Consider the following 20,561-nt stretch of genomic DNA (forward strand, 5'->3'; position numbering starts at 1 on the left):
GGCAAGCCAGCCGGCCGATCGACGGGGTTGCCCGCCCGCGTCGCGATGCCATTGCGCATCCTCAAGGGTGTCCATTTGCGTCCTCGCTGGCTGGACCCGGAGGTCGGTTGATCCGCTTCTACGCTCAGGCTTGTTCGTCGAGATCAGAGCACTGCAGTGTTGTGCAGGGCAACATGATCATTTTCCATGTCGGCTGAAATGTCCACCCTGTGGCTGCCCCGCACCGGCTAAAGCAAGTCGAAAGCGTGCGCAGAGGCGCTGCGCTTAAATCCTCGCGCTCCCGGTTGGTATTTCTGGGTTATTGGAATGGCTCAGATTTCCGCCGGCTATGCCCAGACTCTACCGGTCGACCATCGCCAACCCGCGCTGGCCGTAGCGCGGGCCCGAGATTTTGCCCGGCGCCAGCGCTTCGTCGAGGGCGGCCATCTCGGCGGCATCGAGCTTGATTGCGACGGCGGCGATATTCTCCTCCAGGTATTTCCTCCGCTTGGTGCCGGGGATCGGCACGATGTCGATGCCAAAACCGGTGCCCTTGTGCAGCAGCCAGGCCAGCGCGACCTGGCCGGGCTTGACGCCTTTGGCCGCCGCGATGTCGCGCACCTTGGCCGCTGCCTCGACATTGGCGTCGTAGTTCTCGCCCTGGTAGCGCGGGTCGTTGCGGCGGTAATCGCCCTCGGGATAGTTTTCCGCACGGCTAACCTCGCCGGTGAGGAAACCGCGGCCGAGCGGCGAGAACGGCACCAGGCCGATGCCGAGTTCGCCGAGCAGCGGGATGATCTGCGGCTCCAGATTGCGCTCCCACAGCGAATATTCGCTCTGCACCGCCGACACCGGATAGAYGGCATGCGCGCGGCGGATGTTGGCCGCACCCGCCTCGGACAGGCCGAAGAACCGCACCTTGCCTTGGGCGACCAATTCGCCGACCGCGCCGGCGACATCCTCGATCGGCACCGCCGGGTCGACGCGGTGCTGGTAGAGCAGGTCGATATGGTCGGTGGCGAGCCGGCCGAGCGAGCCTTCCACAGCCGCGCGGATATGCTCGGGCCGGCTGTCGGTTCCATCGAGCTGCTTGCCGTTTTCGATGCGGAAGCCGAATTTGGTGGCGATGGTCACCTGGTCGCGCTTGCCCTTCAGCGCCCGGCCGAGCAGGGCCTCGTTGGTATGAGGGCCATAGACCTCGGCGGTGTCGAGGAAGGTGCAGCCGAGTTCGATGGCGCGGTGCAGGGTGGCAATGGATTCGCCCTCGTCGGCCGGACCATAGGACTGGCTCATGCCCATGCAGCCAAGGCCGATGGCCGAGACCTGCAGCCCTTGGCTGCCGAGCTTGTGGGTTTTCAGGGTCATGGCTGGCGTTCTCCGGTGGGGGGATCACCAGACTATAGCGGCCGCTCGCTTATTTCCCACAGCCTTTCGGCCGCGCTGTCTTCACATGTTCGAGGCCACGTCGCGGGAAGACAGTGGCTTGGGCTTGTGGGCCGGACGCTGCCTTGTCTTGTGTTCAGCTTTGCGGGGCGCGGCTTTGACCGTGTTCAAGGTCTTGGGGGTCGCGGTCTTAAGGTTGGCGGTTTGCGGCGCTTGCGCCTTGCGGCGCCCGAGCCAGCTCAAAGACAGTTCGGCAAGGAGACTGCGCAGACCTTTCACAACGTCCTCCTCCTGTTGGGCGACGGGATAATTTCCGATGGCGCGACTTGTTCCACCCACTTCCACCCACGGATGTTTCCCGGGTTGGGCTTGGGTCGAGCGGCGCATGCGACCTAAGTCCGATCGCAAACCGCAATGGTCTTGCCGGTGGCGCCGCCGGGAACAGTCGGCTCTCACGGGCGTTGTCCGCTGCAGATTTGCTGGAGGAAGCTATGGATAGGAGTGTTGGCCAGGCACGCTGGTTGCTCGCACCGATCTTCGCGGTTGCCATCACTTTTATGGTGATTGGAATTACCTTCGGCTGACCGACCTCCAAGGATCGACCTCGAACTTTTCCGATCGGCGCAGCCACGTCCCTTCCTGCGCTGATAGGGTTTGCTCGCCGCACCTGTGCGGCGAGCAAACCCTCAAGTCTCAGCCCTTATGTGTCAGTGAGAGTAGTAGGCGAGGGTAAGATAGACTGCCGGTGCGGAGATCAAGCAAATCGCCATTCCGATGACCAACGCCATCGCAAGGCGTTCTGTACGCCTGACAACATCAGCAATCTCGTGGTCGTCGGGAGAGGGGATGAGATCAAGCACCGAAAGCACCTCCGGGACACGAGCATGGTTGTCATTTGCTGGTCGGGTATCGTCATCATGTGTGCTCGGTCTCTGGATACTGGTCACTGTTCGCCTCGCTGTGGGAAACGCCACGCCGCCGCTGCGGGGACGCTAGAGGTGGTACCCCGCTGTGTGGGGAAATGGTGGACTCTCGGTTGATGCCGAGGAAAAGGGCTCGTGCTCGGGGCCCCGATTCTCGCGCGGTTCTAACGTATCGGCCAGGCATAGGTTGCCCGCTAAGACTTCAGTCGTACCACCCCCGGACCTTAGCCTGAGCGGCGGAACGCAATGCTGTGGGGCTCGTTGCTGACTCGTGATTGGCAGTCAAACCTGGCTGCCAAATTGGCGCAAGAAGGAAAGATTTTGCCATGAAGAAATATCTTGTCAGTGCAGTCGCAGGCCTCGCGCTGGTCGCTGGAATTGGTACTGCCTTCGCGGAAAACGTCGTAATTCTCAAGCCGGAACAGCAGACGGTGGTTCGCGAATACATCCACAAGCAGAAGCTCGCATCCGTCAGCCTGCTGGGTGTCGAACTCAACGTCGGCACGGCCCTTCCGGATACGGTGGAGCTTCACGCCATCGAGGTGCCCGACGTCAAATACAAGTACACGGTCGTCGGCGACCACGCCGTTCTCGTGGATCCTGATACCCGCAAGGTCGTGCAGATCATCGAGTAGGTCTGCCGCAGCAGGCGAGCCCGCTTCGCGATCTATTTCGGGAAGCGGGCTCCATGCATTTCTCCGTTGCAGTCATATGAGGAATCACTAATGTTCACTGACAAAGAGACCCGGTTTTTGGAGGCGGGCATGCTCCTGGCAGTGCCTGTCTGCGTGGCGGTCACCGCGCTGATCGCTGTCTTCGCCTTGGCCAGGCTATGATGGACAATATGGCAGGCTGCCGGCGCGATCTCGAGGCTTGGCTAGTCGGGAACGGGGACGGTTAACATGAACCGCTTCCTGTTCGTCGCGGCCGACTTTCTTTCCCGGCCCCCGGGTTTCTATGTGATGCTCATAGCCATGGTACTTTGCACTGCGCTGGTGCCTTTCGGGCTGACAAATGCGGTTACCTATGCGCTGTCGGTTGCGGCCATCGTGATCACCGGTGTTGTCCTCATACAGGGCTATCGCGACACCGCCGCCATCCACGCCAAACTCAATGAGATCATCATTGCCCTTGACGAAACCCGAAACGACGTTGTCGGGTTGGAGCATGCCGAACCGGAAGAGATCCGGGCAAAGCTTGTGAAGCTCGAAGAAGAAGCGGCCCGAACAATTGGGCCGGCATAATCCCCATTGCGTGACAAGGAAGATCTGCGGCACGCCGCCTTGCAGGGTTCCAGGAGGAATGAACGATGAGCCCCACGGATCCGCCAGTAGAACGACGCGCTGATGCACGGGGGATTGTTCTGAAGGATGCGATCATTATCACGGACGATGCCAAGATCAGTTGCTCGGTCAGGAATCAGCACGTTCACGGCGCGGAGTTGCGGGTGGACCCAGGCGTAACAATCCCCGACCGGTTCGTCCTGCACGTGCCTGCGGACGACGCCAACTATCGCGCCGTGGTGCGGTGGAGACGCAACGAGCGGCTTGGCGTGCAGATTTATTGAACCAGGATCCCTGGGCGTGCGGCCCGCGGGTGGCTAGGCTGGTTGGGTCGAGACTGCGCTATCCCTGACGAGAATGCGTTATCCCTGATATGCGAGCGGCAACCGCATCCAATCCGTTGTCATAGATCCGCGTCAGCACGCCTTCCGCGGCGTTGGCACGCTGGGATGTGCAACCAATCAGGTCCCGCCCTCCCAAGCTCGCCGGCGCATTGGCAATACGATCCCAAACCGCCCAGGTTCCGTCTGTCTCGATGTGGCAATAGAATCGGTGTTGTTGATTTTCCATAATGGGAAACGTTCAACACCCGCTTTGGGGTCCATGCTGATGGCAACGTGGTTAATGTCGCAGCCGTTTCGACTGAAAGCCGACTCAGGTGCACAGCGTCGCAAGGCATGGTGCAGGCCGGCAGCGTTCTGCGTCTGGTCGAATGGCGCAGCGCTTACAGGCAGCCCGCCGTTTTGGCTGCCTATTGGATCGAGGCCAGATGAGGCAGGTCAATCGGGGAAATGCGCTCGCCATCTTCATCGGCAAGGCCATCCACGAGCAAACCGGCAAGGCCGTCGAATTCGATCGCCGCGCCAATGAGTTGTGCCGCCTGCAGGACCAGGTGTTCAATGTCCTCGAGGGCGACATTCTCGGCCAGATTCCTGACCCTGACCTGCTCCGCAACCATCGAGATGTTGACGATGCCCGCCTTTCTGAATGTCGTCAGGACCGCTGAATTGACGTCATCGCGTAGGCGCGCCGAGTAATCATACCGCATCGAAACCTCCCAGAGGGACCGGTTTTCTGTAAGATTCCATCATGCGCCGGGCATGAGCTTCTGGCAAGTTAAATCTATAAAATATTCAATTAAATCAGTTGGTTAGCATAGTTACACAAATGCGCAGCCCGCGTTTGATGCTTATCATGTGTGGGATACGTCGTTCACCCATCGCAGGGTCTTGACGCATAATGCGGCCTATCATAATTATAAGCTGAGTGAGACAGATACTAACTCAACGTATTCTTAGTCTTGAGCGAGGAAGCGCCATGGCTGAACTGGAACGCCCCGAACGACTGCAGATCATGCTGACGGCTGACGAACTGGCCGCGCTGGAAAACTGGCGATATGACAAGCGCATGCCGAGCCGCTCGGCTGCGGTCAGGGAACTGCTGCGGCGCGGTCTGGCCTCGGACGGGTTCCTGACGGCGGAGCAGGGGGTGAAGTCGCAGGATTTTGGAATCCTGCCCACCGACGGCAATGGGATTGCCGAGGGCGACAAGGAGTAGGTCGCAACTGAGCTGGTCAGCTGGTCGCAAACGGCAGCGGGCGCCGGCTGACAGGCCGGGACCCGACTGCTCTCGACCCCTACAGGATGCTGGTCGTCACTTCGACGACGATCGCCGCACCTTCCAGCGTGCCATTCGTCACATGCACCACACGCGATACCCGCAGGTCCTGCGCATTTCCGTTGATCGACAGCGAAACGCTTTCGCCGATCCGGGGAACCGCTTGGAAGACGGCATCGGTGGCTTCCGGCCGGTTGTCGATCGAGATGCGGCAGTTGACGGTCATGGGATATCTCCCGGGTCTGACGGCCCCCGGTCGTCAACGCAAGTTCGACAAAATGGTTTCAGGATGGCTGGAGGTGAAACTTATTGGAGCCTGGGTTCGTATAGGGCTCCAGTTGCTCCATTTCTCGTTCTACGCGGAGCAACTGGCTCGCTGGGGAGGGCGTTGGGGCTGCCCCGGCGAGTTGCTTTATTATCGATGATGCAGGTCGCCCGGTTTTGCCTTTGCTGGATTATCTTCAGGGTGGCCAAGCGGCCACGCGCTTCCGGCACCGCCTCTTTTCATTTCGTCTCGCGTGGCACGAGATAGCTCGTCACGGTGCCTTGCCCAATTCCTCGCTTGACCACGACCGTCGTATATTGCGCAGGCAGGGATGCGGTGACGTTGGGGTCGATCGACTTGCACCTTCCGACGATTGCGCCGTTGGGAGAGCTTGCCAGCCTCCGCGACAGGGAAGCCCGGCACTGGTCAAGCGATGTGTACATCGTCGACGCCGTATCGATGGGTTTGCACACGGAAGCTTCTCTCCCCGGGCTGCACGAAAGCAAAAGCATTACTGCCGCAGTTGCCGAATCCATTCGTCGAGCTCCATGTTGGATGAGCTTCAACGCGGAAGTGCGAGCTTGGTTTCGCGGTCGCTAAAAAACCGATTTGCGTTGCCTACTCGGGCGAGCTTTTGTGATGTTGCCCGCGGCCTCGGAGAAGCGCCGGATGCGCGGAGGCACTTCGGCAGCGTGGTACAGCAGCCAGGGCGAGCAGCCACTTCAGTTCGTATGGTCCAGTAGTCTGGTAGTGGGATCACGACGATGTTCGGTATGGGTGCGATCGATGCCTTCCACGGTGATCGCGAACGTCCCGTTCTCTATCCTTCCTATCCAGCCTTTGGCTTTCAGATACCAAAGATGAAATTCCAGATGTTCACGCGGGCAGTCGGCCAGGCGTTCGAGTTCTGTATCGCCAATGCCGGGATTGTTGACGTCTTGTCGGCGCTTGACATAGAGGAGCGAGAGCACTTTGGCCTGAATGACGGCATCCCGTTCTATGCCTTTGGTGTTGCTGGCTTCCTCGCTCAACCCGCGGCGAATGTTCAAATGCTCTTTATACTCGATGTCGTACTGCGCGCGCTTGACCGGATCTTTGAGCGTATTGTGGGCATCTATGATTTCACTAAAGCGAGATTCGTCCCCGGTATCCCGGTTGTCGGGATGGTAGCGCATGGCAAAATAACGAAATATCCGTTCTATCGTTTCCGAGTTGGCGTTCGGACTGATTTCCAAAAGTTCATAGTAATCAACGAACAAATCGGTGCTCCCACGACATCGTTGTCAGGCAATGCATTGGTCTTAATAAGACAAAGGGCCTGGCCGCGAAAGAGTTGCGATCACAGGCCCTTGTCGTCGGGTTCATTTCGAAGAGTGCGCCTGTTACCGCACTGTCGCAAGCTGGACCATGGTCCGTGGACCTGAGATGGTAAATGCAGCGTCAAAATGCCTGACATAACCAGTCAGCGGCGGCGCGAGCCTTGTTTAGATGCCGCGATCGCCAGCCAAAGCGCGTCGCATTTGAACGTATTCAGGCGACGCGTTTGGGTCTCTGTGTTGTGCATTTCGTTTATCCCAAAACCGGGCCACTTTTGGGCACATGCACTAGCCGCGCGGTCTAGCCTTCGGCCCTGGCCTGCTTTCCGACGGGTTTGCGGTCAATCTGGCGGATCGCCTGTCTCTCAGCCACAAGGTTGTCTTTTTTCTTGCCAGCAGCTCATCGCGATCGCCTTCCGCGCCATGCTTCGCGGCAATCGCATAGTCGGCCCTGTTCGTTCGATAATCGTCCTTTTGCACAGACATTGCTTCCTCCCGTGCAGCGGGCGTTTTTCCCCTTGGCCCGCGCAGGACTAGCTAAATGCCGGTGCACCGCGCGAGTCTACAAATTGGGGATTGTATTAAAATGATACAGGCCGCCGTCGCGCCTGCCTCTCGTTGTTTTTGATGGCGTCTGCCTAGCTCGGTGCCCCCTTGGAGCCTGCAAGATGGAGCCTGCAAGCAAACCTGGACGCGAGCCACTCCGACAAATCCAACCCGCCGTGAACGGCTCAGTCCACGATGATCTGTCCCTCGACATCTCCGTCGATGCTCATCCCACTCATGCGGTGATGCCAAAAGAGGCACCGGGCCGAATGAGGGACAAATGTGCCGTGGTCGTCCCGCGTCGCGTACTCAATCGTTGCGACACGGGCGGCGAAATCTTCTTCGGCATGCAGGAGCCGATAGCCGTCGTATAGGCGAACAGACCTGACTGTGCTGACGGCCGAAGCGGTCCTGAGTGCCGACATCATCCTGACGGCCGAATCGCACGCCGGTATCATGCCCCAGCGCTCGCCATCGGCGTGTGCAGACAGAGCCGCCGTTACCAATAGCGCTGCCAGGCAAACGCGCTTCATCGCCTCGCCTTTCGCCAGCCCGCGGCCAGCGCGTCATGCCGTCGCTTCGTGAGCTGCTTTCGCCAACGGTCAGCCTGATTGGCACCGGATAATGGTGGACCTTGCCCAAGTTCCCTTGAGAGCTTGCGATTTTTACGCGGTCTGAATCTGTTCGGGAGGCGTCCCGCCTGACATTGCAATCAACCGTGCACCGGCAAAGGTGGCCAGAATTGTGAACACCGCAGTGATGTTTAGGAACGCAAGAACGATCCCGCTCTGGTCATAGCAACTGGCAAATTCCATGACATTTCACCCCTTGAAACCACCCTGCATGATGACTCCAGTTCAGGCGAAATACAAGCTACCGCTAATGGAGGAGTGTCTCAGTCTGAAATAACCGGAATGATCAGCACGCCGACGACTTCGATGAGGGGGATTACCACGTAGATAGCAAGGAAGCCGGCAATCCACATCCCGATCTTGACCAGCCAGGACGAATGGAGGGTCGCCTTCCAAGCGAAAAATGCGCTCGCGACGCCCAAACCCAATGCGACAACGCCAATGACCGGAGACCGCGTCATTGGTAGCATTAGATCACCAAAAAGTAGAAAGATCGCGCTAATGAAGATTAGCTGGGCGGCGAGCCCAAATAGAAACGCGCGTTTCACGCGGCCCTCCCGGTGCTATCTTTTATCGGCATCAGGCGACGGCTTTCGTTGTAAGGGCCGTGCAGCCCCAGCTTCGGCGCAACTGCATTCATCTTCTCGCAAATATCGCCCATTGACCAGAGCGTAGCGGAAACGCCAGCGGCCATTGCTGGCGTCATCTTCAGCGTCTTGTGCATTTTCCTTCGCCCGCGTAGGCGAGCGGACAGAGGGCACGCGCTGGTTGGGGCCCTGGTCACCTGGTCCGAGGCTCGACTGGTTCGGTCGCGTCCTGCATGATTTCCCCGAAGGCCGCCGCTGACGCCAGCAAGCTGACATTCGAGAATAAATCTCTGCCCATTCGGCCGCTCTTAACAGTGACCTACTTTCCCTCGTCCAGGATCAGCGCGATGATTAGCGCGTCATCTGATCAGTAACCAGATTGTGCGTGTGTGTGAGAAAACGACAGCATTTGTCGGCCGCGACTGCATCAGGCAGGCACGGCAGAGGTTGTCCAGACACAAGGGCAGGGCTGCCACTGCGCAGACGTCCGACAATGCCGCGATGGCATAAAGGAGAACGTGATGAGAGTGATCTTGCTGTTGCTTATCACCTGGATGGTAGTCGCGCCGGACACCTTGACGACAGCACTTGCCGCTCAAGCCAACCGGGTGACCGTGAGCTATGTGCTTCCCAAGAATTCAGCGCATCAGCCGATCTACGAACAACTGAAGGAAGTCAGGTTTCTGGAGAGGTTGCAGCAATTTCTCAGTCCGTTCCGACTGCCGCGCCCTTTGCTGGTAAAGGTGGAGGGATGCGACGGTGACGCCAATGCCTGGTATGAAGACAACGTGATAACGATTTGCTACGAGTACATTGAGCAACTCCGGAAAACCATGCCCGCAAACACCACGTTGGCCGGCGTCACGCCCGACGACGCCGTCACGGGTCCCTTGTTGGATACCTGTTTCCATGAATTTGGCCACGCCCTATTCGAGATGCTGCGGGTGCCGGTGTTTGGACGCGAGGAAGACGCCGCTGATCAGGTGTCTGCCTACATCACGCTGGAACTCCATAAGGACGAGGCACGCAGGATCGTCGGGGGCACCGCCTACGCGTATAAGACCGAGGCGGAGGCCGCGACAGCTCCACCTCAAATGGCGAAATTTGCGGACGTACATGGCACGCCAGCGCAACGCTTCTACAACGAGCTGTGCTTAGCCTATGGTGCCGACAAGGAGCAGTTCGGCTACATCGTCGATAAGGGATACTTGCCGAAGGAACGAGCCGAGGATTGCGCAGACGAATACCAACAGGTCAGTTATGCGTACAAGAAGCTGATCGAGCCGCATGTCGACCGTCATCGTGCTAAAAAGGTGTTCGACAAGGGTTGGCTACGGCCGAGTGGATAGTGGCGGTGTCGTGCCGGCCGTGCGGCCCGAACTCATCATAGCTAAGCCGGCCGCGCACGATTCGAAGATCCGTGTGCCCCGACTTGCCGGTTGCGAATCGCCAAACTCGCTATGCGCCTCGGCGGTTGCGATAGGCAAAAGCCAGGGCTAAACGGCCAAAAAGAAAATGGCCGCCAGGGCACGAAACCTTGGCGGCCACCGCATGGGATTTCAAGCGCGCGCGAGGCGGGCTTGGCTGGCGGCCGCGAGTTTCCGCTCAGCCACGACGCCGAACAAGAGCCCGATCACCGTCCACAGGATGAGCTGGATCCCCATCGACGCGACGCGGAACTGCCACAACAGCACGGCCGAGAACTTCTCCGGCACCTCGTTGATGTCGGGCAGCGCCACCTTGACCAGCGCAAACACGATCAGGAAAGCGATACCGGCTATGATCGAGGCGTTCCACGCTCCGAGCTGCTTCCATAGGCGCCAGGCCGCGCGGAGCGCTTTGGCGGTCGAGGACAGCGGCATTTCTCATTGGCGTTTCAGCCATGTGGATTTCGGACATCCTGTTCGAGATGATCGTCCGGAAGTTCAGGCCCGCGGCTGAAGACTGAGGCCTCTCATTCGCGGCACTTCAAACCACGCCATCGGCGTGCTCTCAGGGGTGACGGTAGATTTTATATTTAGGCTTTATTTGGCGATAAGCCCGATTTGGGTAAAGGCTTTCATTTTGTATGAAATCGGAAACCCATATTCTACCGTCATAGATAGCCATGTGTCCGGAAAGATGCCCATCTATTCCCTGTATAACTACAACGTCTCCAGCAATTGGCATGGTTGTATTTGTCTCAACAAATCCAGCGTTTGTTAGATTCCGTCCGTAATCTTTCGCGTCACCAGTTGGAACCAACGTTATGCCGCCGCTTTCAATTGCCTCCCTTACAGATCTTGCACAATGACCTTTGCCATGACTTCCGCCAGCACCAGCATGTCCTCGCGCAAAGGAAATAGCCCTATTTTTATCCCAAGGCATAATAATGCTCCCGGCGTGAGCGGCATGAGCCTAGGGCAATTTACCCCAATACCGGCCCCTTGAAAATCGGACACCGCGCAGGGCGGCGGCCTTCGCTTATCGCCGCCGCGCTGAGCGTCATCCCTCGTTTGTAGTTCGCAACCAACCCCACCGCCGCTCGTTGACCCGATGCTGGTTGATCCCAGCACTCCATAAGACCCTGGCCCGCTGCCTCGTGGTGGCGGGCTTTTTTGTGCGCGAGGCTGGAACCCGTTGCAGAAAGTGGAAGTTCTGATTCTGCTCGGCAGTCACTCCCCGAGCAGCCACACAAGCTCCCGCCATCGTTATCCGGTGGCGGGCCTTTTTCCGCTAGCGGTGCGTCGCTCGCCGACACTCTGGCCGCTCGCGAAACGATGTACGTCAATTGCGGTCACCCGATGTGCTGCAAGTCGACAAAGCTCGATATCCAGTTGCTGATCGACAGGCTCGGGCCTGATCATGGGTCAATGCATTGGGATCTGGTCGGGCGCTTTGACTGCTCGGATTGCAAGGCAGAGGGTCGCGGCCGCAGCCCGGTGTTCTTCACGTGCATTCCCGACTACGCCGGCCAGCAGCAGGCACGGAACCGCGACTGGAAACCGACTTTCGAGAGCAGCTAGGATCATCTCTGATGGAAGTAGGCCGACGCCTATTGGGCGGGGGGCTTTGGGGTAACAGGCGCCGGCCAGAGACGGGCTCGAAAGTCCGCCCCCGCCTCCAGGTAGGGTAAGACGGTCCGTTCTCGTATGGTGTGACCGCGTAGGTTAGGGCCTTGCCGTCAACCGAGGACCACCAACAGGTCGATCACAATGGCTGTCACAACAGGACCGATGATCCACCGCTATCGCGTCAGCCTGGGCTTCCCCAGTCCCCCGATGTTCGGCGAGGGTATGCCTATGCGGATGCGATACTTAAGGCTCTTGCAGATTCGGAGGGGCCTCATGCGTCACAGCGGAGCCTTGCCCGCCGAAGACACGACCATCTCTTTGTGGCACCGGCTGCATCGCGCGCTTGTTCCGACAATCTCGCAGGCATAATCGCCCGATAGGATGAGGCGTCGGCATTTTGGGCAGCCGTAGCCACCGGCTGATGGCACAAAATCGTATTCCGGGCCAACATACGCGCACATCATATGATGGAACACCGGGAACAGCTTGAGGGCGCCACCACAAGCGGGGCACTGCGACTGGTCGGTTTCAATTTGCATCAGGTGTTGCCGTTCAGTCGAGTCGCAGCAGCTGGATCAACCACTTAGCGATTCGGGCGGTGAAGTGGGTGTAATACATGTGAACGTAAACCGTTGAGCTGAGTGGCGGCGGGGTCACGCCGTTGTTGAAGCGGACTCGCGCAATCTGGGTAGCCTGTCGGTCGTCGCCGAACTGCGGCTGCCGGCCAGCGTAAATATCCGAGACCGGCAGAATGTCGATTATCGTCCCAGGAATTCGACGGTTGCCGAACAACACCTGGACCTGATCGTCTATCGTGGGATTGGCCAGACGCTCGTTGGGCACGTACCAGTCCACGAAGATGTTCGTCGGATCGAGGATCTCGGCGATCGGCGCGCCCGCCACCAGGGACTGGCCGGCATACGCGACATTGGTTGAGACCACCCCCGCGACCGGCGCCAGGACTTCGCCGCCTGCGAAACTGCCCTCGATGGCATCCATGTGACCGCGAATCTTCTGGTTGAATTTGTCTAGGTCGGTAAGCTGAACAGTGGCCTCGGCGATTTCCGCTTCTTGCGAAACCACGGTCCTGAGGGCTTGCGCTCGCTCGCGGTACATGTCGACGCGATAACTGAGGCTGGCGGACGACATCTCCTCGATGTGTGCGATGGTTTCCTCGGTGAGCCGTAGATAGGAGCGCGAGGACGCCAGCGATTCCTGAGCCACCCGGAGTTTGACCCGTAGCTCGGCCCGGCGAACCGCGATGTCCGCCAGAGCGTTCATGTAGGTTGCGATGACGCTGTCGACCTGTGGCGAGTTGACCGTACCTATCACTTGACCGGCCTTGACCGTAGCGCCGGGCACCACGTTCATGGTCTTGATCTGTACGATATGGGGCAGCGAGACCACATAGCGGGGAGCTGTTACGGTGCCGGGTCCGCTCAGCAACACCAAGGGCGCGCCGAAATAGACGACGAAGAACGCAAGGATGCCAAATACGGTAGCGCCATATGCGAACCGCACAAGGCGCCCGGCCGCGCGCCGGCGGCTCTCGATCGGGTCAGGCACATTGGGATCGAGGCGGTTGACCGTTATGTTCATGACACCCTCCTTCAAACGGGGCCTCCGAACAGCGCACGACGGACGCGCGGTGGAACAAAGTCGTCATGCCGTGATGTGGCAAAGATGATCTCCGACGAATAGGAGAAGAAGCGGGCGCATTTCAGGTAGACACCTTGGTAGAATGGAAAGATCAGCGCCAAGCCCAGCCGAAAAAAACTGGCCGATCGGTCAAACATAACCAAGGCGAGTGCCATGTTGAAAAATGATAACCAGAGCAGCAGGACATAGATTGCGACGAGGAACGTAAACGCTTGGCTGCCGAACAGCAGCACCACATAGGCCAGATAGAACGGAAGGCTCAGGGTCGGGACGAGGTCGAATATGATGAAGTCCAGCCGTTGCAACGAGTCCCTCAGGCGCTCGCGGCCTTGGAACAATCCTAGCTCGCCATACATCATCAGACGGACACGCAGCGCATCACGATCCCATCGGGCGCGTTGGCGCAACAGGCTGACGCCACTGACCGGACCGAGCGTTCCGGCCCACGCGTTGGGGACGAAGCGAACCACATAACCCAGTCGTCGCAGCCGCAGCGTGAACTCCAGATCCTCACCAGGTCCGACGTCGAGCCCGCCCTGCCGCAGGAATACCTCGCGCCGATAGGTCGAGCAGGCGCCCGAAAGGCACGCGATGGCGCCGACGATGTCGAGCACGGACCGCCCAGCGCTAATCGACATCAGGTACTCGATGCTTTGAAGGCCGGTCCAAAGCGATTCGCTCTCGTTGACAATCCCAATGTTGCAGCTCGCGCCACCCACCCGCGGATCGCTGAACACCGAGGCGAGCCGCTCGACCGCGGTGGATTCGAAAATCGTGTCCGCATCAACGGTCATGAGTAGGTCAGCGCTTGCGAACCTGGCCGCGGCGTTGATCGCCGCGCTTCGACCGCAGCGAGTACCATGGCAAATCACCATGTCGACAAGGCCAAGAGCGCGCGCCTGCTCCGCGGTCGCGCGCGTATCGTCTGTCGAACCGTCGTCGACGATGATGATTTGGACCGGCCGTTGGGTCTGGCGATGCAACGAGGCGATTGTCGGATGCAGTCCAGCCCCGCCGTTGAACGTCGGCACTATCACACTCACCGAAGGATGGTCGGAGCGCACTGGGCCGTACTGCGACTTCCGCCATGTTCCGAACAGAACCAATGACACCAGCGACAAGGTGTAGCGCGGTATGTCGAAGATCAACGCCGAAAAGGCAAGCAAGGACAGATTGGTTTCGGACAGCGTTTGCACCATCGCGAGCATGCTGGCCATCTCCCGAAATGTAACTTGGTAGCTAAGCACGAAAGCGCTGAAACCACGACTATCGGCGCTTGGATTCATCGGGCTTGCTTAATAGACCACGAAGCGCACCCTTCCAGTCGCCGGCTGCTGCCGGGCTACATTGTCGGCGTTGCCCTTGCTGGCTGGAGGCGCTGGCGCTTGCGCACGTGGTGGCCGCAAGGACGCGCCACGCCAGCGTTTAGCGCAAAACGAGAGGAACCGATCCGAAGACCGTCGTTTGCGTAACATTCAGAAAATGGATTCTGTGGGTTGCTTTTCGGGTCTCTTGTCGGGACCGCAGATTGCGGATTGACCTCAAGTTATTGAAAGTCTGGTACGCCCAACGGGAATCGAACCCCTGTTACCGCCGTGAAAGGGCAGCCCGTCCACGCACCAAGGAGCGACTGGTGGATAGGGCCTAATCCAGATGCCAGGCCAAGCAGAAGATGCTCCTACCCCAGGAAGGGATGAATCCGCTGTTGGCCGAACTTACTCAGCCCATCAAGGCCGCCAAGGCCGGACTACCGAAAGCTCGCGAAAAGGTGACGCAAAACGACGTCCCAACTCAACGGCACGCTCTCGGACGCCTGATCGTTTGCGAAAGCATGCCAAAAACCTCATTGACGCGAGAGACCGCTAGCGAAGACAGGACCATTAAGCATGTTTGTGCTATCAAAAACCGCTCCGGCGATCCCAAAAGCGGCTTCCTGCGGCGTTGCTTATTGGGTCTCTTATCGGTACCGCCGCCACGAATTTTGTCTAAGTCGTTGATTTTCTTGGTTCCCGCTCATGGGCTCGAACCACGATTCACGCCTTCAAAGGGCGCTGTCCTACCATTAGACGAAGCGGGAAAATGCAACCTGCGCCGACACCCCTAGCCGGTTCGCGCGCCGGGATCAACGCGATCCTCTTGCGATCGGCTAATCGGCGATCGGCAACCGCGATCGGCAATTGTCAGCAAGCCGTCACCGTCACGGGAGACGGCCAACCGGCTCGGCGCACCTGTGGACCGGGCAGCGGCCGTCACGGGTCGGGACATAGGCCGACATCGGCGCGTCGGGCCAGTCGCATTCGTTGCCGAACTGCCTGACATAGCGGTCATAGGTGTTGGGGCCGGTGGTCAGCACCACGGCGCGGCGGCTCTGGATCAGTTGTTGGAGCTGTTGGCAGCTCATTGTGCGGGTGTCGGGCCGGGCCTCGGTGAGACCGGTCGCGGCAAGCAGCATCGCTACAGTCGTCAAGGCAGTTCGATGGATGGGCATGGTGGTTACCTCAGCGGTTCACGTACCAAGCAAACCTGTCACGCAAAACTCGCATCCCCGCCAGCGGTTCGGCAACAGCGCGATCCTATTTTAATCGAGTAACTGGCGATCGGCAATTGGCGGCAAGCCGTCGCCGTCAATCCGGGAGATCGCCGATCGCCTGGTCGCAGCGGTAGACCGGGCAGCTGCCGTCACGGGTCGGGACATAGGCCGACGTCGGCACCTCCGGCCAGTCGCATTCGATGCCGAATTGCCTGACATAGCGGTCATAGGTGTTGGGGCCGGTGGTCAGCACCACTGCGCGGCGGCTCTGGATCAGCTGCTGAAGCTCCTGGCAGCCCATCGTGCGGGTGTCGGGCCGGGCCTCGGCGAGGCTGGTTGCGGCAAGCAGCATGGCCGCTGTCGTCAAAGCAATTCGGCGGATGAGCATGGCGTACCTCAGCGTTTCACATACCAAGCAAACGTGTCACCCGAAACTCGCATCCCTTCCAGCGGTTCCGCAACAGCCAGTTGGCCGTTTTTTGCGGCGCAACCAAATGCCGCGTCGCGCATTGCTGGGGATGGACGGCAGGAAACCCTACGAGACCCCGCAATGGCCACCTGGAGACGAGGATCGCGAAGCCATGTGTTGTTCCTTCTGCGGCGGCCGCGACCACCGCTACGAGGATTGTCCGCAACGGTATCCCGACGCCGATCCTCCGCTTGACGCCCCGGACGACGTCGCCCCCGAACCGAACTGATTGCGAAGCTTTTGGTCCGCGCCCTTCGGTGGCTGTCGCCGCCGGCCAATGAATGTCGCCCGTCGATTGCAACCAAACGCGCCACCATGCATTGCTGGGCATGGGGTGGAACGTTGTCACGCCGTGAGGGCGACGTGACGGGGGAAGGTGGGCAATGACAGAATTGGCAAGCATCAACGGTCCGCTCGACCCTCCCGCCGACGCACGGCTGGCGGCTATCGTCGATTCATCCTTCGACGCCATCATCAGCAAGGATCTGAACAGCATCATCACCAGCTGGAACGGGGCGGCGCAGCGCATGTTCGGTTACACCGCCGAGGAGGCTGTCGGCAAATCGGTGCTGATGCTCATTCCCGATCACCTCAGGGATGAAGAGGTCGACATCATCAGCCGGGTTCGCAATGGCCAACTCGTCGCCAGCTATGAGACGATCCGGCGCCGCAAGGATGGCGGGTTCATTGCCGTATCGCTGACCGTCTCGCCGATCAGAAACGCAATAGGCGAGATCATCGGCGCCTCGAAGATCGCCCGCGACATCACCGCGACCAAGGAGAGCGAGCGCCGGATCAGGCTGTTGTTGCGGGAGGTGAACCATCGCGTCAAGAACCAGTTCGCGGTGATCCTCTCGATGGTCAGGGAGACGAGCAAGCGCTCGACCGATCCGCGCGAGTTCGAAGAGCTCATCCGATCCCGCATCATGGCGCTATCGCGGTCGCACGACCTGCTGGTCAACTCGGAATGGGCGGGCGCCAGCCTCTTCGACCTCATCCAGGAGCAGCTCAAGCCGTTCGGCCACGAGGGACAGGTATCGCTGTCGGGACCGCTGCTGACCTTGCAGCCGAACGCCGTGCAAAATCTCGGCATGGCATTTCACGAGCTTGGCACCAACTCTTCCAAATATGGCGCGCTGGCGGTCGATGCCGGGAGGCTCGAGATCACCTGGCAGATCGCCGCCGGTGCTTCGGGCAAGCGGGAAATCCATCTCGTCTGGGACGAAACGATGCCGGTGCCTGAAGGCGACCGGCCAGGGGGACGGCAAGACGAAGCCACGCGCAAGGGCTTTGGCACGGTCGTCCTGCAGCGGGTCGCGCCCCAATCGCTGAACGGCTCGGCGGTCCTGGAGCGCAACCCGGGTCGTGTCAGCTGGTCGCTGACGGCGCCGGTGGAATCGATCGTCGTTCCGCAGCTCGGCGCCGAAATGGCTGCCGCGGAGTCGTCTTTCGACCTGTGAGGGTCCGGCCCGGTCGGTTCACCTAACCTTTGGGGCGCTGCATCGGCTTGAACTCAACCCGGCTTCGCCGACGGCCAACCTTTTCCATCGACAGGCGTTGTCCCCGTGAAGGGAAGGGTCGCCGCGAGCGGCCGTGACGGGAACAAGGAGGCCGAGATGAGAATCCTCGCCATCGTGCCATTCACCCTGCTGGCGCTGTCGGCAGCGGCGCAAACGGGCCAGCAGCAGGACCCTGGGTCGCAGACCGACAAATGCCGGGTCCAGACCGAACAAGGCGCAAAACAGCAGCCTGGCAGCGACAATCTGACGGACACGCTCAATGACTGCGGCGGGGTGCTGAAACCGCCGGCCACCGGCGATCAGGGGATGGCCACGCCGGCCCCCGATGAAGGCAAGACACCGATCATCAAGCCGGGCGAAGTGCCGGCCCAGCCGCCGGCGCAGTAGGAGGCACGGCAGCCGAAAGGATTAGCGGACCAGCACGCCGGCCTGGTTGCACAGGGCGATGAAAGCTTCCTGCGCCTGGGCGGCACCCGCCTTGTTTTCCAGCGCCGCTTCGATCTGTTCGCGCGCGGCCTGATAGAACGGGCCGCGCTCGGCTTGCGGCCAGTCGATCAGGATTTCGCTGGCATCCTTCAGCGTGGTGATGTCGCGGATCGTGTCCGAGCCATGCGGCCTGATCCGCATCGGTGTCGACAGCATCGGCTCGGCCATGTCCTGTTTTCCCGCTAATGGAGGAGTTTTGCTTCGCGCGCGGCGTCGACCATTGCCCGCATCGCCTTTTCCGGCGGCGTCCAGCCATCCAGTGCATCGCGGCAGCTGCGCCACGCCGCCCGGTAGCGCCGGCCCTGGCCCGCTGGCCAGTCGCTGAGGCATTCGAGGCTTTCCCAGGCACTGCGCACCACGCGCTCGCGCCCGGGGCTAAATTTCAGTCTGATCGGATGGGGAAACATCTTGTCGTTCAACGGTCGTCTCCTTGACTGGTGCATGCCGCCCGAAAGGTGCGCGGAGGTTTCGGGACGACGTGCACAAAACGAGGCGCCGGATAACGTCGGCAACAGGGCAGGGTTCCCTGCCTTCGAGATCAAAATTTCAGTCGCCTGCAACGGCATCCGACAAGGGCCTCGGCGGCGGCAATTCGGCGGCGTTCGGGGTTGGCCGGTCATGCTCGAACTGCTCGGTGCCGGGCAAGGCATGCAGCCATGTCTCTCGGCGGCTGGTCCACAACTCGTATTCGGGCATGAGATCGGTCGGCGCGACGTCCAGGCTGCCGATCATCACCTCGGCCTCGTTGTCGTCGACCCAGGCGACCCGACCGCCGCAGGTCGGGCAAAAGCTGCGCGTGCCATAGGAACTGACGATGCCCGTCGTCTCAAAGGCCTCGCGCGGCCAGATGGCATAGGCCGAATAGACCGAGCCGCTGGCCTTTCGGCAGTCCTTGCAATGGCAGAGCCCGATTCTGAGCGGCGCGCCGTGGACCTCGAACTGCACGCCGCCGCACAGGCAACTGCCGGTCCTGCGTATGGTGTCGGACATGATGCGACCTCCATCTTGTCAGTCTGCTGCGGGGTCGGGCGGGACAGGAGATCGTCCCAGATGTTTCGCCCAGGACAAAGCCCCATCCCGATCCCATTGGACCTAGCCGCGGGCCGCCATATGGGCGTCGAGTTTCTTGCGCGACGGCCCATAGCGCTTGATGATGGTTTGCGCCTCGCTTGGCGGAATGCCGTATTTCCGGGCAAAGGCAGCGACCTCGTAAGGCTCCTCGCTCGAAACCAGCTTGCGGTCCTGCTTCGTCTTCGACTTGTCGTCAGCCATTTCAGGCCTCGCTTTCTGTTGCCGTGGAAACGCGCAGCCGTCGGCGCCCGATTCCACGATCAACAGGACATAACACAGATCGGCCGTCGCGAGTTCCAAGGCCACGACAATATCGCCGTGCCGCCGGCGTTGCCGCTATAGCATCAGGCGGGCGTCAGGCGCTTGGCGGCGAGATACATCAGCGCCGACGCGGCCTGTCCGCGCTCCCAGCCGGCGGCCTCGACCTTGTTGAGCAGCGCGTCGAGATGCGGGACGAGCATCTCCCTGCATTCCTGTTCATACGCGGCGCTCGTCACCGGATGTTGCAGCGCGGCGATGGTCAATGCCTTGGCCATGTCCTGTTCCCCGTTTAAGTGCGGCGCCATCATAACATCAGCCGGCAAAGTGAAATCGGTTTTGCCGCACCAGTGGATTCAACGGGTTAGAGGTGTCTTGGCGCCGGGGCAGGGCGCCTGCATCGGGGGATTCCCACAAAAAATCTGGCTGATGTGTCGGATTTGGCGCCGGTCGCCCGTCCTTGGGTCGGAGCCCATTGCAATCCTGGAGAAAAGACCATGTCGTCGCAAATCATTCAGTCGCAAATCATTCAGTCGCAAACCACTCAGTCGCAAAGCATTCAGGCACCGTGGCAGACCGCGGCGCTTCTCATCGCCCGCCTGATCTTCGCCGGCGTGTTCCTGATGGCCGTGACCTTCAAGTTCATGGGCATGGGCGACACCGCCGGCTATATCGCCGCCGCCGGCTTTCCGTTTCCGCTGTTCCTGGCCTGGTGCGCGGCGCTGCTGGAAGCCGCGCTCGTGCTGTGCTTGCTGACCGGCGCCTTCTTCACACCGGCGGCCCTGGTCGCCGCCGCCTATGTGCTGTTCCTCGGCTTTTCCTTCCATGGACCCAGCCACTGGGCCGGCAACCAGGCCGAGTTCGGCTTCTTCATCGACCATTTTTCGTTCATGGCTGGACTGCTGTTCGCGGCGGTGCATGGCCCGGGCAGGGTGCTGTCGCTCAATCCGGGATGGCCGGGCCGGGCGTAGGCGCTCGTCGCTA

General features: G+C 60.2%; 29 protein-coding genes and 1 tRNA gene. 10 read left to right on the forward strand and 20 right to left on the reverse strand.

Annotated features, from left to right (window positions below; translation table 11 throughout):
* Window positions 1–339: 339 nt before the first annotated feature.
* From AC1DZP_RS09170 to AC1DZP_RS09180, 3 genes are all read right to left on the reverse strand, one after another.
* Window positions 340–1,344 (reverse strand): aldo/keto reductase, encoded by a 1,005-nt coding sequence (locus AC1DZP_RS09170; RefSeq protein WP_477301716.1) that lies wholly within the window; start codon window positions 1,342–1,344, stop codon window positions 340–342.
* Between the two features lie 81 nt (window positions 1,345–1,425).
* Window positions 1,426–1,749, reverse strand: a complete 324-nt coding sequence (locus AC1DZP_RS09175) for a hypothetical protein (RefSeq protein ID WP_477301718.1) — start codon at window positions 1,747–1,749, stop codon at window positions 1,426–1,428.
* Window positions 1,750–2,069: 320 nt separating this feature from the next.
* Window positions 2,070–2,222 carry a hypothetical protein gene (locus AC1DZP_RS09180; protein ID WP_477301720.1) on the reverse strand — a complete coding sequence of 51 codons (153 nt, stop codon included), beginning with the start codon at window positions 2,220–2,222 and terminating at the stop codon, window positions 2,070–2,072.
* Between the two features lie 389 nt (window positions 2,223–2,611).
* Between AC1DZP_RS09180 and AC1DZP_RS09185 the strand changes: the two genes are divergently transcribed.
* The 5 genes from AC1DZP_RS09185 (at window position 2,612) to AC1DZP_RS09205 (ending at window position 5,125) form a co-directional block, all read left to right on the forward strand.
* Window positions 2,612–2,920: a DUF1236 domain-containing protein gene (locus AC1DZP_RS09185; protein ID WP_457155502.1), complete on the forward strand. Its 309-nt coding sequence runs from the start codon at window positions 2,612–2,614 to the stop codon at window positions 2,918–2,920.
* A gap of 267 nt (window positions 2,921–3,187) precedes the next feature.
* Complete coding sequence (locus AC1DZP_RS09190) at window positions 3,188–3,529, forward strand: low affinity iron permease family protein (RefSeq protein ID WP_477226854.1); 342 nt, start codon at window positions 3,188–3,190, stop codon at window positions 3,527–3,529.
* A gap of 65 nt (window positions 3,530–3,594) precedes the next feature.
* Entirely contained in the window at window positions 3,595–3,852 is a 258-nt protein-coding gene (locus AC1DZP_RS09195; RefSeq protein ID WP_477301723.1) for a PilZ domain-containing protein, read from the forward strand.
* A 485-nt stretch (window positions 3,853–4,337) separates the two neighbouring features.
* Window positions 4,338–4,574 (forward strand): hypothetical protein, encoded by a 237-nt coding sequence (locus tag AC1DZP_RS09200; protein WP_477301725.1) that lies wholly within the window; start codon window positions 4,338–4,340, stop codon window positions 4,572–4,574.
* Window positions 4,575–4,885: 311 nt separating this feature from the next.
* On the forward strand, window positions 4,886–5,125 hold the full coding sequence (locus tag AC1DZP_RS09205) for a hypothetical protein (RefSeq protein ID WP_095091359.1): 240 nt from the start codon (window positions 4,886–4,888) through the stop codon (window positions 5,123–5,125).
* Between the two features lie 79 nt (window positions 5,126–5,204).
* Here AC1DZP_RS09205 and AC1DZP_RS09210 read toward each other — a convergent pair whose 3' ends face one another.
* From AC1DZP_RS09210 to AC1DZP_RS09230, 5 genes are all read right to left on the reverse strand, one after another.
* Complete coding sequence (locus tag AC1DZP_RS09210) at window positions 5,205–5,411, reverse strand: hypothetical protein (RefSeq protein WP_457155303.1); 207 nt, start codon at window positions 5,409–5,411, stop codon at window positions 5,205–5,207.
* Window positions 5,412–5,689: 278 nt separating this feature from the next.
* Window positions 5,690–5,893: a hypothetical protein gene (locus AC1DZP_RS09215; RefSeq protein ID WP_477301727.1), complete on the reverse strand. Its 204-nt coding sequence runs from the start codon at window positions 5,891–5,893 to the stop codon at window positions 5,690–5,692.
* A gap of 279 nt (window positions 5,894–6,172) precedes the next feature.
* Window positions 6,173–6,709, reverse strand: a complete 537-nt coding sequence (locus AC1DZP_RS09220; protein ID WP_477301729.1) for a DnaJ domain-containing protein — start codon at window positions 6,707–6,709, stop codon at window positions 6,173–6,175.
* 1,498 nt (window positions 6,710–8,207) lie between these two features.
* Entirely contained in the window at window positions 8,208–8,492 is a 285-nt protein-coding gene (locus AC1DZP_RS09225) for a hypothetical protein (protein WP_477301731.1), read from the reverse strand.
* Window positions 8,489–8,668 (reverse strand): hypothetical protein, encoded by a 180-nt coding sequence (locus AC1DZP_RS09230; RefSeq protein WP_477301733.1) that lies wholly within the window; start codon window positions 8,666–8,668, stop codon window positions 8,489–8,491. Before AC1DZP_RS09230 ends, AC1DZP_RS09225 begins: the two co-directional genes overlap by 4 nt.
* Window positions 8,669–9,052: 384 nt before the next feature.
* Here AC1DZP_RS09230 and AC1DZP_RS09235 point away from each other — a divergent pair, with 384 nt between their 5' ends.
* Entirely contained in the window at window positions 9,053–9,880 is an 828-nt protein-coding gene (locus AC1DZP_RS09235) for a DUF4344 domain-containing metallopeptidase (protein WP_477301735.1), read from the forward strand.
* 210 nt (window positions 9,881–10,090) lie between these two features.
* Here AC1DZP_RS09235 and AC1DZP_RS09240 read toward each other — a convergent pair whose 3' ends face one another.
* From AC1DZP_RS09240 to AC1DZP_RS09270, 7 genes are all read right to left on the reverse strand, one after another.
* Window positions 10,091–10,393, reverse strand: a complete 303-nt coding sequence (locus AC1DZP_RS09240) for a CbtA family protein (RefSeq protein ID WP_477301737.1) — start codon at window positions 10,391–10,393, stop codon at window positions 10,091–10,093.
* A 130-nt stretch (window positions 10,394–10,523) separates the two neighbouring features.
* Window positions 10,524–10,898, reverse strand: a complete 375-nt coding sequence (locus tag AC1DZP_RS09245; protein ID WP_477301739.1) for a CHAP domain-containing protein — start codon at window positions 10,896–10,898, stop codon at window positions 10,524–10,526.
* Window positions 10,899–12,136: 1,238 nt separating this feature from the next.
* Complete coding sequence (locus AC1DZP_RS09250; protein WP_477301741.1) at window positions 12,137–13,183, reverse strand: HlyD family secretion protein; 1,047 nt, start codon at window positions 13,181–13,183, stop codon at window positions 12,137–12,139.
* An 11-nt stretch (window positions 13,184–13,194) separates the two neighbouring features.
* Window positions 13,195–14,451: a glycosyltransferase family 2 protein gene (locus AC1DZP_RS09255; protein WP_477301743.1), complete on the reverse strand. Its 1,257-nt coding sequence runs from the start codon at window positions 14,449–14,451 to the stop codon at window positions 13,195–13,197.
* Window positions 14,452–15,246: 795 nt separating this feature from the next.
* Window positions 15,247–15,320, reverse strand: a tRNA-Gln gene (locus AC1DZP_RS09260).
* A 120-nt stretch (window positions 15,321–15,440) separates the two neighbouring features.
* On the reverse strand, window positions 15,441–15,731 hold the full coding sequence (locus tag AC1DZP_RS09265) for a hypothetical protein (protein WP_477301745.1): 291 nt from the start codon (window positions 15,729–15,731) through the stop codon (window positions 15,441–15,443).
* A gap of 136 nt (window positions 15,732–15,867) precedes the next feature.
* A complete protein-coding gene (locus AC1DZP_RS09270) occupies window positions 15,868–16,161 on the reverse strand; it encodes a hypothetical protein (RefSeq protein WP_477226866.1) in 294 nt (97 codons plus the stop codon).
* Between the two features lie 106 nt (window positions 16,162–16,267).
* On the opposite strand from AC1DZP_RS09270, the gene AC1DZP_RS09275 reads away from it, so the two are divergent.
* From AC1DZP_RS09275 to AC1DZP_RS09285, 3 genes are all read left to right on the forward strand, one after another.
* Window positions 16,268–16,471, forward strand: a complete 204-nt coding sequence (locus AC1DZP_RS09275) for a hypothetical protein (RefSeq protein ID WP_477301747.1) — start codon at window positions 16,268–16,270, stop codon at window positions 16,469–16,471.
* A gap of 154 nt (window positions 16,472–16,625) precedes the next feature.
* A complete protein-coding gene (locus tag AC1DZP_RS09280; protein WP_477301749.1) occupies window positions 16,626–17,702 on the forward strand; it encodes a sensor histidine kinase in 1,077 nt (358 codons plus the stop codon).
* Between the two features lie 156 nt (window positions 17,703–17,858).
* A complete protein-coding gene (locus AC1DZP_RS09285) occupies window positions 17,859–18,149 on the forward strand; it encodes a hypothetical protein (protein WP_477301751.1) in 291 nt (96 codons plus the stop codon).
* Between the two features lie 21 nt (window positions 18,150–18,170).
* Here the strand turns inward: AC1DZP_RS09285 and AC1DZP_RS09290 are convergent, their stop codons facing one another.
* The 5 genes from AC1DZP_RS09290 to AC1DZP_RS09310 form a co-directional block, all read right to left on the reverse strand.
* A complete protein-coding gene (locus AC1DZP_RS09290) occupies window positions 18,171–18,416 on the reverse strand; it encodes a DUF982 domain-containing protein (protein ID WP_477301753.1) in 246 nt (81 codons plus the stop codon).
* 14 nt (window positions 18,417–18,430) lie between these two features.
* Window positions 18,431–18,667: a DUF982 domain-containing protein gene (locus AC1DZP_RS09295; protein ID WP_477301754.1), complete on the reverse strand. Its 237-nt coding sequence runs from the start codon at window positions 18,665–18,667 to the stop codon at window positions 18,431–18,433.
* Window positions 18,668–18,794: 127 nt separating this feature from the next.
* Window positions 18,795–19,238 carry a GFA family protein gene (locus tag AC1DZP_RS09300; RefSeq protein ID WP_477301756.1) on the reverse strand — a complete coding sequence of 148 codons (444 nt, stop codon included), beginning with the start codon at window positions 19,236–19,238 and terminating at the stop codon, window positions 18,795–18,797.
* Between the two features lie 102 nt (window positions 19,239–19,340).
* A complete protein-coding gene (locus tag AC1DZP_RS09305; RefSeq protein ID WP_245331371.1) occupies window positions 19,341–19,625 on the reverse strand; it encodes a DUF3606 domain-containing protein in 285 nt (94 codons plus the stop codon).
* 38 nt (window positions 19,626–19,663) lie between these two features.
* Window positions 19,664–19,855, reverse strand: a complete 192-nt coding sequence (locus AC1DZP_RS09310) for a hypothetical protein (protein WP_477301758.1) — start codon at window positions 19,853–19,855, stop codon at window positions 19,664–19,666.
* Window positions 19,856–20,074: 219 nt separating this feature from the next.
* Here AC1DZP_RS09310 and AC1DZP_RS09315 point away from each other — a divergent pair, with 219 nt between their 5' ends.
* Entirely contained in the window at window positions 20,075–20,548 is a 474-nt protein-coding gene (locus AC1DZP_RS09315) for a DoxX family membrane protein (RefSeq protein ID WP_477301760.1), read from the forward strand.
* Window positions 20,549–20,561 lie beyond the last annotated feature (13 nt).

It is taken from the genome of Mesorhizobium sp. P2_F8 (assembly GCF_056403655.1).